This window comes from Desulfofustis glycolicus DSM 9705, assembly GCF_900130015.1.
GTDB lineage: Bacteria > Desulfobacterota > Desulfobulbia > Desulfobulbales > Desulfocapsaceae > Desulfofustis > Desulfofustis glycolicus.
In genome coordinates, this window is the sequence record NZ_FQXS01000006.1 from 91,117 (window position 1) to 105,571 (window position 14,455).

At 58.1% G+C, this 14,455-nt stretch carries 12 protein-coding genes; 7 read left to right on the forward strand and 5 right to left on the reverse strand.

Annotation, left to right across the window (positions count from 1 at the left end; genetic code table 11):
- Positions 1–15 precede the first annotated feature (15 nt).
- From atpE to rimO, 3 genes are all read left to right on the forward strand, one after another.
- The gene (gene atpE / locus BUC26_RS06870; RefSeq protein WP_073374626.1) at positions 16–264 is read left to right on the forward strand and encodes an ATP synthase F0 subunit C; all 249 of its coding nucleotides are present in this window, start codon (positions 16–18) and stop codon (positions 262–264) included.
- A gap of 112 nt (positions 265–376) precedes the next feature.
- Positions 377–1,111, forward strand: coding sequence for a phosphorylase family protein (locus tag BUC26_RS06875; RefSeq protein WP_073374628.1), 735 nt, complete (start codon positions 377–379; stop codon positions 1,109–1,111).
- Between the two features lie 14 nt (positions 1,112–1,125).
- The gene (gene rimO / locus BUC26_RS06880) at positions 1,126–2,472 is read left to right on the forward strand and encodes a 30S ribosomal protein S12 methylthiotransferase RimO (RefSeq protein ID WP_073374630.1); all 1,347 of its coding nucleotides are present in this window, start codon (positions 1,126–1,128) and stop codon (positions 2,470–2,472) included.
- A 20-nt stretch (positions 2,473–2,492) separates the two neighbouring features.
- Here the strand turns inward: rimO and BUC26_RS06885 are convergent, their stop codons facing one another.
- The 5 genes from BUC26_RS06885 to BUC26_RS06905 all read right to left on the reverse strand — a co-directional run bounded on the left by BUC26_RS06885 (position 2,493) and on the right by BUC26_RS06905 (position 6,183).
- Positions 2,493–2,774 (reverse strand): HU family DNA-binding protein, encoded by a 282-nt coding sequence (locus tag BUC26_RS06885; RefSeq protein ID WP_073374632.1) that lies wholly within the window; start codon positions 2,772–2,774, stop codon positions 2,493–2,495.
- 244 nt (positions 2,775–3,018) lie between these two features.
- Positions 3,019–3,744, reverse strand: a complete 726-nt coding sequence (locus tag BUC26_RS06890; RefSeq protein WP_073374635.1) for a pseudouridine synthase — start codon at positions 3,742–3,744, stop codon at positions 3,019–3,021.
- Positions 3,735–5,513: a UbiD family decarboxylase gene (locus BUC26_RS06895; protein WP_073374637.1), complete on the reverse strand. Its 1,779-nt coding sequence runs from the start codon at positions 5,511–5,513 to the stop codon at positions 3,735–3,737. The genes BUC26_RS06890 and BUC26_RS06895 overlap by 10 nt, the downstream gene beginning before the upstream one ends.
- On the reverse strand, positions 5,506–5,772 hold the full coding sequence (locus BUC26_RS06900; protein ID WP_073374640.1) for a hypothetical protein: 267 nt from the start codon (positions 5,770–5,772) through the stop codon (positions 5,506–5,508). Before BUC26_RS06900 ends, BUC26_RS06895 begins: the two co-directional genes overlap by 8 nt.
- Positions 5,773–5,778: 6 nt before the next feature.
- On the reverse strand, positions 5,779–6,183 hold the full coding sequence (locus tag BUC26_RS06905) for a secondary thiamine-phosphate synthase enzyme YjbQ (RefSeq protein ID WP_073374642.1): 405 nt from the start codon (positions 6,181–6,183) through the stop codon (positions 5,779–5,781).
- A 225-nt stretch (positions 6,184–6,408) separates the two neighbouring features.
- On the opposite strand from BUC26_RS06905, the gene BUC26_RS06910 reads away from it, so the two are divergent.
- From BUC26_RS06910 to BUC26_RS06925, 4 genes are all read left to right on the forward strand, one after another.
- The gene (locus BUC26_RS06910; RefSeq protein ID WP_073374644.1) at positions 6,409–6,939 is read left to right on the forward strand and encodes a shikimate kinase; all 531 of its coding nucleotides are present in this window, start codon (positions 6,409–6,411) and stop codon (positions 6,937–6,939) included.
- A 107-nt stretch (positions 6,940–7,046) separates the two neighbouring features.
- A complete protein-coding gene (locus BUC26_RS06915) occupies positions 7,047–8,684 on the forward strand; it encodes a glycogen synthase (protein WP_073374646.1) in 1,638 nt (545 codons plus the stop codon).
- Positions 8,685–8,774: 90 nt separating this feature from the next.
- Complete coding sequence (gene gap, locus BUC26_RS06920; protein ID WP_073374647.1) at positions 8,775–9,779, forward strand: type I glyceraldehyde-3-phosphate dehydrogenase; 1,005 nt, start codon at positions 8,775–8,777, stop codon at positions 9,777–9,779.
- A 248-nt stretch (positions 9,780–10,027) separates the two neighbouring features.
- Entirely contained in the window at positions 10,028–14,302 is a 4,275-nt protein-coding gene (locus tag BUC26_RS06925) for a PEP/pyruvate-binding domain-containing protein (protein ID WP_073374649.1), read from the forward strand.
- Positions 14,303–14,455 lie beyond the last annotated feature (153 nt).

Below are 14,455 nucleotides of genomic sequence, written 5' to 3' on the forward strand. Positions count from 1 at the left end.
ACAAGGAGAAAGAAAATGGAAGGTAATCTGCAACTCGCGCTGATCTGTATTGGCGCCGCGCTCTCCATCGGCCTTGCCGGTCTGGGCGCAGGTATCGGTATCGGCCTCGTCGGCCAGGGCGCCACCATGGGTCTGGCCCGCAATCCGGAAGTACAGCCGAAATTGATGGTCTTCATGATTCTCGGCATGGCTCTGGCCGAATCGATCGCCATTTACGGTCTGGTTATCTCGCTCATCCTGATGTACGCCAACCCGTTGATGTAGCACCGGATCGAGCAAGAGAACCCGCTATGGGTGCAAGAAGGCCGCAGACGAGTTCTGCGGCCTTCTTGCGTTTGTACCATGGCGCCGGCAACTATTCCGCGTCCCTGTGTCGATGACTGACAACGATCACGATATTATCATTCGGCCCCGCCGAGGTCGTAAAGAAAAAGCACTGCCGGAACGGGCGCTGCTGGTGGTCAACCACGCCGAAGCAGGGCTGGCGATGACCGTCGCTCGCCGGATTGGGGCTGCCCACCGTCATCTTGCCCACGCCGACCTGATGGTTGATCGACACGATCGCTTCTGTCTGGCCGGCCCCGCGCTTGGGGCCCCGGCCGCCGTGCTCCTGATGGAGAAGCTGGTGGCGCTTGGCGTCAGGCGCCTGGTCCTGCTCAGTTGTTGCGGCAGCCTCGATCCCTCGCTGCGTATCGGCGATATCCTCCTTGCCGAACGGGCGGTGGTCGGTGACGGGGTTTCCCGCTGGTATGGTACTGCCGATCAGATTTCTGCCAATCCGGAGACGCTTGCCGCCAGTGAGCAGACCCTGTCGGTGCACGGTATGTTCTCGCGACGGGGCGTTCTCTGGTCGACGGATGCCCCCTACCGGGAGCGCCGGTCCGAGTTGATGCTGCTCCGCGAGCAATTCGGTGTCGCCGGGGTCGATATGGAATGCTCGGCACTCTATACCCTGGCTGCCTATCGCAGTGTTGCTCTGGCCGCTCTTTTTATCGTTTCCGATGAGCTTTGGACCGCACGCTGGCGGCCCGGATTCGGCACCGACGCGTTTCGGCGGCAGAGCCGACTCGTTCTGGATACGCTCCTCGGCGATGGACTGGCGGCGGTGTGACGAAGGATCAAGCAATGAAAACCTTTCATCTCGTCAGTCTCGGCTGTCCGAAAAATCTTGTCGATTCTGAACTGGTCTATGGCCTGCTGCTGGCGCAGGGCTGGCAGGGATGCGATCTGCCCGATGAGGCGGCGGTCTTGATCATCAACACCTGCGGTTTTATTCAGTCCGCCGTCGAAGAAAGTATTGACGAGATCCTCAGGCTGGCTTCCTGGAAACAGGACGATCCAGGCAAAAAGCTCGTCGTTATCGGTTGTCTGGTTCAACGCTATCGCCGGCGCCTGGTGGAAGAGTTGCCTGAAGTTGACTTGTTCGTCGGTACCGAAGGCATCACCAGCCTGCCTGAACTGCTGGCCGGTCTCGGCCGGAGCGATATGGCGGAGAGGAAGATGGTGCTGCCTGATCGTTTTCTGATGACAGCGGCGCTGCCCCGGCGACTCTCCACCCCGTTTTTTCGGGCCTGGATGAAGATTACAGAGGGGTGCGACAACCATTGTTCCTATTGCCTCATCCCTTCCATTCGCGGCCCGTTGCGCAGCCGGGAAATTGAGGATCTGGTGATCGAGGCCGATCGTCTCGAACAGGGCGGTGTTCGGGAAATCACCTTGGTAGCGCAGGATCTGACGGCCTATGGCGAGGATCGCGGTGGCCGCGGGCAGCTCGTTTCCTTGCTGAAGGCGTTGCTCTCCGGAACCTCGATCCCCTGGCTTCGCCTGATGTATCTCTATCCGTCCGGAATTACCGATGAGCTGTTACACCTGGCGAGGGCGGAACCGCGGATTGTCCCGTATTTCGATATCCCGCTGCAGCATGTCAGTGACCGGGTCCTGCGGGCGATGAATCGGCGGTATGCGCGAGCCGACATCGAGCAGCTGCTGGGACGTATCCGCACTATCGTGCCGGGAGCGGCACTGCGTACAACGTTTCTTGTCGGTTTCCCCGGTGAAACGGAGGCTGACGTTGAGCAACTGCTCGAATTTCTGCCGATTGCCCGGTTCGATCATCTCGGCGTATTCCCTTATGCCAACGAGGAGGGATGTGCTGCTGAACAGATGGCAGATCATGTGGCCGAGGCGGAGAAGCAGCATCGTCTCGACGCCGTGCTGACCGCCCAGGCGGATATTTCGGCGAATACTCAACAGCGCTTTGTCGGGAGGGTAGAGCGGGTGCTGGTAGAGGGCGTCAGTCGGGAATCGGAGTTGCTGCTCGAGGGCAGGACCCGTTATCAGGCGCCCGATATTGATGGTTGTGTCCTGATCAATGAGGGAGAGACGAGCCCCGGTGAATTCGTCGATGTCGAAATCACCGAGGCTCACGTCTATGATCTGGTCGGCAGGATCGTGACCAGCGGCGAGGATTGAATAAGCGGCGTTGCCAGCAGCTAACGCCCGGTATTCACTTGTTCGCGCAGGTCTTTGCCAACTTTGAAGAAAGGCAGCTTTTTCGGGCTGACCTTGATCTTCTTGCCGGTCTTCGGATTTCTGCCCTCGTAAGAGCCGTAGTGTTTGATCACGAAGCTGCCGAATCCGCGGATTTCAATACTCTCGCCTCGGGCGAGGGCTTCCGTCATCGTGTCGATAACGGTGTTGGTGATGGCAGCTGCCTCGCGATGCGGAAGGCCGATATCCTGCGCCAAGGCTTCTATCAATTCTGATTTGTTCATGCTCTACTCCTGTTTGCGTTAGCAAATAGTTCACGTGCCCAGAGGATCCTTCTGAACACCGCCCCCCCCCCGAACAGTCGATCCTTAAATAAAGAATAAATTCAGGTTGTTAACAGTGCAACCGTGAATGACTGTTTTTACAACAAGAACAAACAGTTACATGACCATATATCAGCAGGTCGTGCTGACGGATGTATAACTCTTTAGATTTAATCAGCTAAATTTGCCTTTGTAAAGGGGAAAGCTATAAAAATATTTTTTTCAGATCGTTTTCATCGAGCATTCGATACCTGCCGGCAGGCAGCGAGCCGAGTTGCAGTTTCCCATAAGCAATTCTTTTCAGATGAAGTACCGGGTGCCCGATGGCACCAAACATTTTACGAACCTGGCGTTTTCTTCCCTCATGGATGGTTATCCGTATTCTGGTGGAGTGCTGATATCGTTTGACCAGTTTGATGACCGCCGGCCAGGTGCGCTGTCCTTCGATCAAAATTCCCCGTTCCAGTTCGGCCAGGCTCTGACTGGCGGGATGTCCCTGGACGAGAGCTTCGTAGGTCTTGGTGGTCTGATGGCTCGGATGGAGGACCCGGTGAGCGAGCTGACCGTCGTTGGTCAGCAGCAGGGCTCCTTCGGTATCGAGATCGAGGCGGCCGACCGGGAAAACGCGGGTAGTCACGTCTTTGAGCAACGAGGTGACGATGGGCCGGCCCTGCGGGTCGGCCATTGTCGTTACATAACCGGCCGGCTTGTTGAGTAGGATATAGACGAGCCCGGTGTCACCGGCGGTAACGAGTTGTCCGCGACAGTGAACGCGTTGCCGCCCGGGATCGATCTTGCAGCCCATTTCGGTTACGACTCGGCCGTCAACGCTGACCTGGCCGTCCCTGATCAACTCCTCGGCCGCCCGTCGCGAGGCTACGCCGCACTGGGCCAGGTACTTGTGCAGCCGAACAGCCGTGGTCAGCGCCATGGCCGGGGAATAATACGCTCGAATTTTTCGTCGACGAGTCGTCTGGTCGGCTCGTCGGTCTCCAGGATGTCGGTATACCAGGGTTTCATCCGGCAATCGAAGACTACCGGCGGTTCCAGACCGACATGGAAACGTCTGACCGAGCTTGTGGCCCCGTGGATGTCAGCGGCAGGCTCGAAACGGGTAAAGATGGTCCAGAGGAACTCCTGCAGTGAGACCGTGGCGGCAGCACTATCGTCAACGAGCATGACAACCGGCCAGTCCTTGAGAGCGGGATGCAGGGCCAGCCGGTCGGCCAGGTCCGTCTCGCTTTGATAGGCGGCTCCTTGAACGACGAGGGTGCCCGGCAGGAAAGTGATCGGCTTGTCGCAGCCGGCCGGCAGGGTACCGGTGAATTCGAGCGGCAGATCCCGAATCGCCTCTCGGCCCAGTCCCATCAGCATCGCTTTCGAGCCCTTGTTGACCGATGGGCCGGTATAATCGAGCGTATCCTGAGAGACATTGGCGAAGACAAAGAGATCGGTCAACCAGTTGACCCGCTCCAGGACATGACGCCAGAGGGCCGGGAAATCGGTTATATCGACACTGCCGTCGGTGATGATCAGAAACTTGCTCAAAGAGAGCTGACCTTCCCCGAGAATTCTCAGGCCGCAGGCAAACGCCTCGCGCGGGTAACGGTCGGCGACGCGGGCGGCTGCCAGACAGTGAAAACCCGTCTCTCCAAAGGTCTTCAAGGCCTTGACCCCTTTCATGACCAGGGGGAACAACGGCGAGAGCAGATCCTGGAGATAGTCGCCGAGGAAAAAATCTTCCTGGCGGGGGCGGCCGACCACGGTGGCCGGGTAGATCGCGCCGCTGCGGTGATAGAGGTGGGAGACCTGAAATACCGGATAATCGTGGGCCAGCGAGTTATAGCCGTAATGATCGCCGAACGGTCCTTCCGGCTGGCGGACATGCGGCGGCACACTCCCCTTGATAGCGAATTCGGCGCCGGCCACAAGGCAATGACCACCTCGCGGGTCGTTAACCATCGGCAGGCGGGAACCGAGCAGCAGTGAGGTGAGCATCAACTCCGGGATATCTTCGGGAAGCGGCGCGATGGCCGCGAGCATTAGGGCCGGCGGGCCGCCGATGAAAAGGGTCAGCGGCAACGACTCGTTTTTCTGCTCCGCCGCAAAATAATGGTAGCCGCCGCCTTTGTGAATCTGCCAGTGGATGCCGGTGGTGGTGTCGCTGTGGCGTTGAATGCGGTACATCCCCAGGTTGTGCCCATGGCCGTCCGGGTGCTCGGTGTAGACCAGGGGCAGAGTGACAAAGGGACCGCCGTCGCTGTGCCAGGAGGTGAGCATCGGCAGGGTGCTCAAACGCGGCGGCTGTTGGCAGTGATCGAGAATCGGTGCGGAACGCACGGTTTTCAAGCCGATTCGGGCGGCATCGAGCAACAGTTGCCGGTTTTCCCAGAGTGTCGCTGCCCTTGGCGGCATCGCGGTTTCAGCCAACCTGACAAGATCGCGAACGAAGTGCAGGGGCTTACTGCCGAAGGCGAGGTCAAGACGCTTGGCGGTACCGAACAGGTTGGTTACCACCGGAAACGACGAGCCTTTGACCCGGTTGAAGAGCAGGGCCGGTCCGTGTTGGGCGATGACTCGGCGATGGATTTCGGCGATTTCCAGGTAGGGATCGACTTCTTCGTCGATCCTCAGCAATTCGCCTTCGGCATCGAGCAGGTCCAGGTAATTGCGCAGGTCGTCGAGTCGTTGTTTAGTCATGATTGTCGGTTGGTTCGGGGTGAGCGTGCTCTTCTTGCAGAAAGAGGCGGTGGTATTCCTGTTTTGACAGATGGCGACGAAGCAGAGCGGTACAGAAATCCACCAGCTGCTCGATTTCCGCGCTGTCCATCCGTTCTGCCAGGGTCGAAGCAAGGGGTTCCCGGCCAAGCAATCGCAGATAGGCTGCACATGAACTGCGATCAAGCTCGGTGCTCAGGCCAAAGCAGATGGCGGCAGGATCGGGAGAAGGTCTGGTCATGAGGGATCAGCCGGCAAGCAGCAGATGGTAGTGCACGGTGCGTGTACGAGGTCCGTCGAATTCGCAGAAGAACAGTTTTTGCCAGGTCCCGAGTTGCAGCCGGCCGTCACGAAGGGCGACGGTCAACGATGATCCGACCAGACTGGCCATGATGTGCGCCGGCGAATTACCTTCCAGGTGGCGAAACGGAAAGTCCAGTGGCACGATCTGGCGCAGTCCGGCGATCAGGTCGTCGCGAACCGCCGGATCGGCCCCTTCATTGATCGTCAGGCCGGCGGTGGTGTGTGGATTGAAGACGAAACACAGTCCGCTTTTTATGCCGTGTGGCACCAGTTCCCGGCTGAGGTGAGAGGTGATGTCAACACACTCCATGGTGGCGGAGGTCTTGATGCTGAACGAACTGCTGATCATGCTTCCCTCGTTGGTGGACGGTGAGCTTGAGAATATTCGGGCGGGATGGCCTAAGTGTTGATACTATAGGTGTTTCCGGTGCCGGCGTCAACTATGACGGGCGGTACGACAGCGATGTGCCACCGATGTGCCGCCGATGTGCCGCCGATGTGCCGCCGATGCGGGCCGTTTTCCGGCGAGTATGCGGTGGCCGGCCGCTGTCGCCGCCGACAGGAGGGCGGATAAATGAAACAATCGTGTTATTTAATCGGCAGCCGTGCTGTCGGCAAAACGTATATCGGAAGACTACTGGCCCATCGTATCGATTATGCTTTTATCGATACCGACGAGTTGATTCAGCAGGAGGTCGGTATGACGATCGCTGAGTTGGTCGGTCAGCGGGGATGGCCCGCTTTTCGTGGTATCGAACGCGACGTGCTGCGTCGCTGCTCCCGGCTCGACCGAGTCGTAGTGGCGACCGGCGGCGGGGCCGTCTTGCACGGCGATGTCTGGCCGCAGATCAAGAAGCGGGCTCTGGTCGTCTGGTTGACGGCGCCCATCGAGGTTGTTTTGCGGCGTATTGCTGACGATCCCGGCAGCGGTTCGCTGCGTCCGTCGTTGACGAGTGGTGATCAGGCAGACGAGTATGAAGCGGTAATGCGTGAGCGGGAACCGCTCTATCGCCGACTGGCCGATCGGACAATTGCTGCCGGCTCTCTTGACAGCGACCGAATCGTGGCCGATATTATTAAGATAGTGCAAACTTTCCAGCAGTGATAGAGAGGTGTCCACCGGTGAAGGTGAAAGACAGGCTTCCGACCCGCGGCCGTGCCGGGGGGAGTCGAAGATCAGGAAGCAGCGGAAAGAAAGGACCGGTAGTCGTCATGTCGGGTAGGGAGACAATCGTTTCGGTCTGGATGCTTGCCCGCGAATACGGACGACTTGCCGGTGCGGGCGGGGTCAAGGATGTCGTCGTCCAATTGTCCAAGACGCTGGCCCGCTGGAACGGTCGGAAGGTCAATGTCGTATTGCCCTGCTACGGTTTCATCGATCCGCCGGCAAACGGCTTTCAGGAGCTTGTCGATCCCCAGCAGCCGGGCCGGCTACTCGAAATCAACGTGGCGATGAACTATGTCGGCAGGGAGCGCGAGGAGCGGGTGCGCGTCTGGCACCGGGTACAGGACAAGGTTTCGATCTATCTGCTCGAAGCGGAGCGGTTCCTGGAGAAGAGCGGGGTGTATACCTATACCCGCCAGGAACAGCAGCGAGAATCATGGAAAATGCAGGGGACAGGACATTTTGACTTTTTTGCGATGAACGTCTTGCTGCAAAAAGCCACGCTTGATTTGATGATCGTGCTCGATGAGCGACCGCAGATCATCCACTGCCACGACGGGCATACCGCAATTACGCCCGCTCTGATGCGCGAATGCCCCGGGTACCGGCACTACTTCCGCAATAGCGCGGCGGTGGTCACCATCCACAACGGTGGTGTCGGATATCATCAGGAAGTATCCGATCTGGAGTTCGTGCAGGCCGTTACCGGGTTGCCGATGCGGGTTATCCTGGCGTCTTGTCTCGAGCACAGTTTCGATCCGTTCATTGCCGCCGGCGACTATGCCTCTATCACCACGGTCAGCGACAATTACGCCCGGGAGTTGCAGGAGTCGGACAGCGACTATCTGACCGGTTGGCTCGGTCACCGCTTGCGTGACCGGGGCATTACCATTGCCGGGATCACCAATGGCATCGATCCGGCCGATTTCGATCCGCGGCAACCGGACGCGGTCGGGATTGCCGCCGGCTATGACCCCGCCGACGAGAAAGACGATCTTTCCGGAAAACGAATTTGCAAGCAGGCGTTGTTTCAGGAGATGGCTTCTCCTCCGGACCTCGAAGATGAAAAGCGTTTCGGTTTCCTCGACGACGACCCCGAGCAGCCGTTGTTTACTTTTATCGGTCGGCTCAGTGATCAGAAGGGGGTAGATATCCTGATTGCGGCGGTGCAATTGCTACTTGCCGCCGACAGCTCGGTCCGTTTCGTCTGTCTGGGCAGCGGCGGCCCGCGGGAAGAAGATGCATTGGCCCGAATTGCCGGCCAAGATCGCCATGCCGGCCGGGTCTGCTTTATTCGGGGATTTGACCCGAAGCTGGCTAACCGGATTTATGCTGCCGGCGATTTCTTCGTTATTCCATCCCGTTACGAGCCATGCGGGTTGACCGATTACATCGCGCAACTATTCGGTAACGTGCCGGTGGTGCATCATGTCGGTGGCTTGGTCAAGGTCATTGACGGCGAGACCGGTTTTGCCTACCGTGATAACACACCGGAGCAGTGTGCCGAGGCGATGCTTCGAGCCTTGGCGGCTTTTGCAGATCGCCAGTTGCTGCGTCGGCTGCAGAAGCAGGCCGTTGATAGGATCTATCGGCACCATACCTGGGCCGAGGTGATGAAAGATTATCTGCAGCTGTATCGGCAGAGCCGCACTCATCATCTTAATCAACGGCGGGACAGGTTTTAGCCTGTCCTCCGCTAGCTAAAAGAACGGTGGGGACAGAATGCATCCTGTCCTTCGCTCACTAAAACGATATCAGCGCACAGGAGGTTTATCATGACCGTACGTATTGGCATTAACGGCTTCGGCCGCATCGGCAGGAACATTTTTAGAGCCATCGCCAGCGACCCGCTCTTTGCCGATATCGAGGTGGCGGCAATCAATGATCTGACCGACAACCAAACCTTGGCACACCTGCTCAAGTATGATTCCGTCATGGGGACGTGTCGTCAGGAGATCGACAGCGACGAGGCGGGGATTATCGTTGATGGGCGGCATATCGCGGTGACAAGTCATCGCAACCCGATCGACATTCGCTGGGGAGACCTCGGTGTCGACTACGTGGCCGAATGCACCGGTATCTTCCGCGATGCGGACGCGGCTGGTGCCCACATCGATGCCGGCGCCAAGAAGGTGGTCATCTCGGCCCCGGCCAAAGGCAACGTCAAAACGATCGTCATGGGTGTTAATGAGGACGAGTACGATCCGACCAGTCATCACGTAATTTCCAACGCCTCGTGTACAACCAATTGCCTGGCGCCGGTGGCCAAGGTGATCCTCGATCATTTCGGGATCAAACGCGGCTTGATGACCACCATCCACGCCTACACCGGAGATCAGCGCCTGCTCGATTTTCCCCATTCGGATCTGCGCCGGGCACGGGCTGCGGCATTGTCGATGATTCCCACCAAAACCGGTGCGGCGGCGGCCGTATCGCTGGTAATCCCGGAGTTGAAAGGAAAATTCGACGGACTGGCTGTCCGGGTGCCGACACCGACGGTATCCCTGGTCGATGCGGTCATGGAGGTGGAGCAGGAAACCACGGTCCCGGAAGTCAACCAGGCGCTCAAGCAGGCGGCCAACCGTTACCTCGGCTATACCGAACTGCCGCTTGTATCAATCGATTTTCAAGGGGATCCACACTCCTCCATCGTCGACGGTCAGTCAACCAAAGTTATCGGCTCCACGGTCAAGGTGATGAGCTGGTACGACAATGAGTGGGGGTATTCGAACCGGATGCTTGATCTGATTCTCCACATGGAGTCGAAACGACCGCTCTAGCATAACGCGATTGCCCGTTCGTGCCGACACCTCCGTGCATTACACCAGGCTGGACGGTTCTGCCGGAGGCTGCATCGCGAAGGCCCGGCGGGCCGGAGAATCAGGCCCGAAGGGCTACGGACAGGACGTCCGAAGCCGGAGGCAGGACCTGCCAACCCTTTCGACCATGATGCCGATTTTCATAGTCAAAGTGGTTCCTGGTCATGCGCGTTGTTGGAACCAGAAGCAGTGAGGTTGAAGACAAGACAATGAGCGGAATATCGGCCCAGCGCCAAATCGACTCCGATGCCCTCAAGGCAAATCTGCTGGAGACGGCCGAACAGGTCGAGATCAGAGCGGATCTGTTGCCGCTTCTCGTTGCCGTGGAGAAGTTTCGCGGTATTCACTCCCAGTTGGAGAGTCTGCTCTATGAGATCTGTCATCCCTACCGCAACTGGCAGCTCATTCTGCCTCTGCTGCGCGGTTTTGTGCTGAAGAACTATCATCACTACAGCAAGGGTGAATACGGACCCACATCGTTTCGTCTCTTTTCCGGTTTGTTCTTCGAGGCTATCGCCGATGCACAGAAGAACCCGCTCTTACTCAGCCAGATCTTCGAGGCCCAGTGGGCCTGGCTGGATAAGCTCGTCTCCCAACTGGAAGCCGACGACCTGGAGCGCTACGAGCCGACCATCAACGAGCTGATGCTGCGGCTGGTCAAGCTCGATCAACAGGACGGCGAGATTCTGATGCATCTGGTCCATGGCCAGCAGTCGGTCAAACGGGTGATCAACCGGCTGCTCCACCTGTGCGATCGGGCCGCGGTCAGGCTTGATCTCGGCCCGGTTGCCAAGCTGCTCACTGTGTTTCTCAGGAAGAATTACGACTACTGGCTCGGCGAGGACGACCCGCTTCCCTGGTATCTCGAGCGGTGCGACATCACACCCGATGATTTTCACCAACAGCAGGCTTTTGCCGCCATTTCCCACGAAGCGATACGCGGTTATCGTGCTGACTTGCAGACCATTGAGCACGAGGCGGCCGACCCGGAATCAGCGGTCCGGCGGTTGCTCGAACTGCCGTCGCACATCGATATCGTGCGGCTCTATAAGGAGGTCCCCGCCCATCTCAGCGGCATCGACGTCAACGATGCCAGCGGTCAGATTCAGGGCGCCGATGCCGCCGCGGTGCTGGACGAGAACCACAAATTGCTGTTCATGTTTAAAATCATGGACACGCATGGACTGCACCTGATTCATGAAGAAACGCTTCGGGAAATCAACCGCAGCCTGGTGATCCTGGTCAGGCAGCAGAGCTTCGAGGAGATCGAAGAATTCCTGCTGACCGCGTTTCGCCTGCTCAAGGTTAACGTCAGAAAGTATCCGCATACCTCGCTGCAATGCATCCAGGTCCTCGGCGGGGAAGTGTTCAAACGCGGTAACAGCCGCATGGTCGAGGCCTTTCTCTGGGGCGTCGTGCGCTTTGGGTTCCAGCCGGCCAATGTGACCGGGGTCGACGAGAACTGGCAGCCGATCATCAATCCGGCCCATCTGAGCAATATCCGGGTCTGGCTGCACCTGATAATGCAGGAACCGAAATGGTGCGCGACCCTGTTCTCGGCGCTGATCATTCATCTGAAACTGACCGGCACCTGCGTCAAGGATACCGACCTATTCCAGCGTGATATCACCGAGCTGCTCAATCATCAGATCGAACCGATCTATAACCTGACCAAACAGTTCACCAAGTTGATGCCGGTTTTTTTCAACGAGATCGGCGCTGAAGGCGACCTGCGTGACGTGTCGACCGCGCTGGACGAGACCCATCGCCGCAAGGATGTGCTCATCCATTTCCTGAGAAAGCAGAGCCATGTCGAGAGCTCCAATCTGATCGTCGACTTTATCAGGGTGATCTTCACCTTCTGGCGAACCAGGGACAAGGATGCGCTGCTGCCCCATCTGCCCCCGGAGATCTACAGCCGGGTAAGGACCAAGGGGCCGCTCATTGACGAACAGGTGGTGCTGGCCGAGCGGGTCATCAAGGAGTTCGATCTGTCCCAGGTCGATGACCTGCTCCATGTCCACCAGCAGGACCTGCAGCGTTTTCTTGATGATCAGCAGGATTGCAGCGAGGAAGAGCGGGGCCGATACGCATTGCTGGCCCGCATGTTCAAGCTACTCCATAAAAAGTACAATCTCGGGTTTCAGGAACTTCGCTCCGAGCTGTTGCAAGCTGCTCGAGAAGGCTTTCCGCAGATGGAGGAGCTGCTGCAGAAGCTTGACGAGCGGGATATCGAAGGGGTCATCGAATCGGTCCTCGACGCCCTGGAGCAGTTACGCCAGGACATCCTGTCCGACGAGCGGTTCGAGGCCCGTGAGGAAATCTATTACAAGCGGCATATCGCCGTTGATATCCCGTCCGTCTACGGCCGTTACCGGGAACGGAAATTCGACAGTCTGTCGTTGACCTTCCGTCTGGAAAACCTGGCCAATATCTACCTGGAGATGCTGCCGGAGACGGTGAACCTGTCATTTATCACCAAGGCGACGTTTTACGTGATCGCCCGCTGTCTGAAGTTGTACCGGCGGGCGCTGCATATCGACGGCATCGCCTCCCGCAAGCTCGACACCTACCTGGCGCTGCTCACCTCGTCGCTGAAGATCCGGCGCTTCAGTTACACCCAGTATCTCGATATCTTCCGGGGGTTGTCCGAAGGCGTCAAGGACGTCATTTATGCCTACTATACCAACATCCACCAGAACAATCTGTCGCTGATCATCCCGCAGATCGGCCGGGACAACCTGCTGCCCCGCTATCGCTCGCTCTACAACGACGAGCAGATGGCCAATACCGTGCACAGCCTGTCCGAGGCATTTTTCCGGGACCTGATCGCCTCTTCGTTCGGTCTGCAGCATCTCGATAATTTCATCCTGCGGGTGATCCAGACCCTTGAGAGCCAGCGAGAGATTCTCGATGAGGATACTCTCGATCTATTGATGACCTATAACCCGGAAAAGGCCATCTCACTGCTCGACGAGGTCAACCCGTATACCGATGACCTGATTCATCTCGGCAACAAGGGATTCAACCTGATCACTCTGACCGAGGACCGATTGCCGGTGCCGCCGGCTTTTGTGTTGACCACGGAAGTGTTCCGCTGCCGCGAGGTAATTTTTGATTTTTCGAAGGCGAGACAGGAGCTGATGCGGCAGATCCGCTCGGCGCTGACCCATATCGAGCAGCAGACCGGGCAGGTTTTCGGAGCACCGGAGCGGCCGTTGCTGCTGTCGGTGCGCAGCGGCAGCGCTTTGTCGATGCCGGGTATGATGGCGACTATCCATAACGTCGGGCAAAATGTTGAATTGGTCGAAGAATATATTCAAGCACACGGCAACGAATACTTTGCCTGGGACAACTATCGCCGGTTCCTGCAATCGTGGGCGATGGTCTCCGGAGTGGAGCGGGAGGCCTTTCAGGAGTTGATGAACGAGGCCAAGGCTCGACACAACGTGGCGCTCAAACGGCAATTCACACCGGAGCAGATGAAAGAGCTGGCCCTGCGCTACCAGAAGCTGGTGCGACGGCAGGGCCTCGGAATCCCCGACGATCCCTGGCTGCAATTGATTGGAGCAGTGGAAATGGTTCTTGATTCCTGGGACAACCAGAAGGCCCGGGATTACCGGCGGATCATGGACGTCTCCTCCGACTGGGGGACGGCGGTGATCGTGCAGGCCATGGTGTTCGGCAACCGCAGCGAGCGCTCCGGCTCCGGAGTGTTGTTTACCGCTCATCCCTACCGCAAGGTGCAACGGGTCGCCTTATGGGGCGACTATGCCTATGGTGATCAGGGTGAGGATATCGTCTCCGGTCTGGTCACCAGTCATCCCATCTCTGTTGAACAGGCCGAGCTTGATGGGCGCCCCCGGCATGATACCCTTGAATTGAAGTTCCCGAAAATCTATCAGCGCCTGCTTGCCGTATCCCGGGAGCTGGTCTACGAAAAACGCTGGGATGCCCAAGAGATCGAGTTCACCTTCGAAGGCCCGGAAGCCGGCGATCTCTGGTTGCTGCAGACTCGGGACATGATCACCATCAAGCAAAAAGAGCATTTCAGTGTCTTTGTTGAATCCGAGGAGTTGACCGGATCCTTGCTCGGCAAAGGAATCGGGGTGTCCGGCTCTGCCTTGTCCGGCAAAGCAGTGTTTACCGAGGAAGACATTGCCCGGCTGCGGTCCGAGGAACCGGAAACGGCGCTTATCCTGATCAGACAGGACACGGTGCCGGAGGATATCACCGTGATCTCGCTGACCGACGGCTTGTTGACGTCGCGCGGCGGCCAGACCTCACATGCCTCCGTGGTGGCGGTGCGGTTAGAAAAGACCTGTGTGGTCGGTTGCCGTCAATTGCGCGTCTATGAACGTCACTGCGAGATCAACGGTCATCGGATCGAGTCTGGCGATCACGTCTCCATCGACGGGCGCAGTGGGACCTTGCTCAAGGGGCGCCATCCGATTCGGGAAGAAATGCATATTCTGCCGATTTAGGTGGTGCATTGTTTCGTGGTCGACCGGCACCGATCAACGTCATTCCCCAACAGCCCGGACCGGCGGCACAGGGTCGCCAAGGGTGCTGGATCGTGGTGTGTCCGATGAACGGCGGCTGGTGGATGGTGGTTTGGAGATGGAGGAGGTAAACCG

Excerpts from the sequence above, each read along its gene's own strand:
- atpE (WP_073374626.1), top strand. The coding sequence starts at position 16 with ATGGAAGGTAATCTGCAACTCGCGCTGATCTGTATTGGCGCCGCGCTC.
- BUC26_RS06875 (WP_073374628.1), top strand. The coding sequence starts at position 377 with ATGACTGACAACGATCACGATATTATCATTCGGCCCCGCCGAGGTCGT.
- rimO (WP_073374630.1), top strand. The coding sequence starts at position 1,126 with ATGAAAACCTTTCATCTCGTCAGTCTCGGCTGTCCGAAAAATCTTGTC.
- BUC26_RS06885 (WP_073374632.1), bottom strand. The coding sequence starts at position 2,774 with ATGAACAAATCAGAATTGATAGAAGCCTTGGCGCAGGATATCGGCCTT.
- BUC26_RS06890 (WP_073374635.1), bottom strand. The coding sequence starts at position 3,744 with ATGGCGCTGACCACGGCTGTTCGGCTGCACAAGTACCTGGCCCAGTGC.
- BUC26_RS06895 (WP_073374637.1), bottom strand. The coding sequence starts at position 5,513 with ATGACTAAACAACGACTCGACGACCTGCGCAATTACCTGGACCTGCTC.
- BUC26_RS06900 (WP_073374640.1), bottom strand. The coding sequence starts at position 5,772 with ATGACCAGACCTTCTCCCGATCCTGCCGCCATCTGCTTTGGCCTGAGC.
- BUC26_RS06905 (WP_073374642.1), bottom strand. The coding sequence starts at position 6,183 with ATGATCAGCAGTTCGTTCAGCATCAAGACCTCCGCCACCATGGAGTGT.
- BUC26_RS06910 (WP_073374644.1), top strand. The coding sequence starts at position 6,409 with ATGAAACAATCGTGTTATTTAATCGGCAGCCGTGCTGTCGGCAAAACG.
- BUC26_RS06915 (WP_073374646.1), top strand. The coding sequence starts at position 7,047 with ATGTCGGGTAGGGAGACAATCGTTTCGGTCTGGATGCTTGCCCGCGAA.
- gap (WP_073374647.1), top strand. The coding sequence starts at position 8,775 with ATGACCGTACGTATTGGCATTAACGGCTTCGGCCGCATCGGCAGGAAC.
- BUC26_RS06925 (WP_073374649.1), top strand. The coding sequence starts at position 10,028 with ATGAGCGGAATATCGGCCCAGCGCCAAATCGACTCCGATGCCCTCAAG.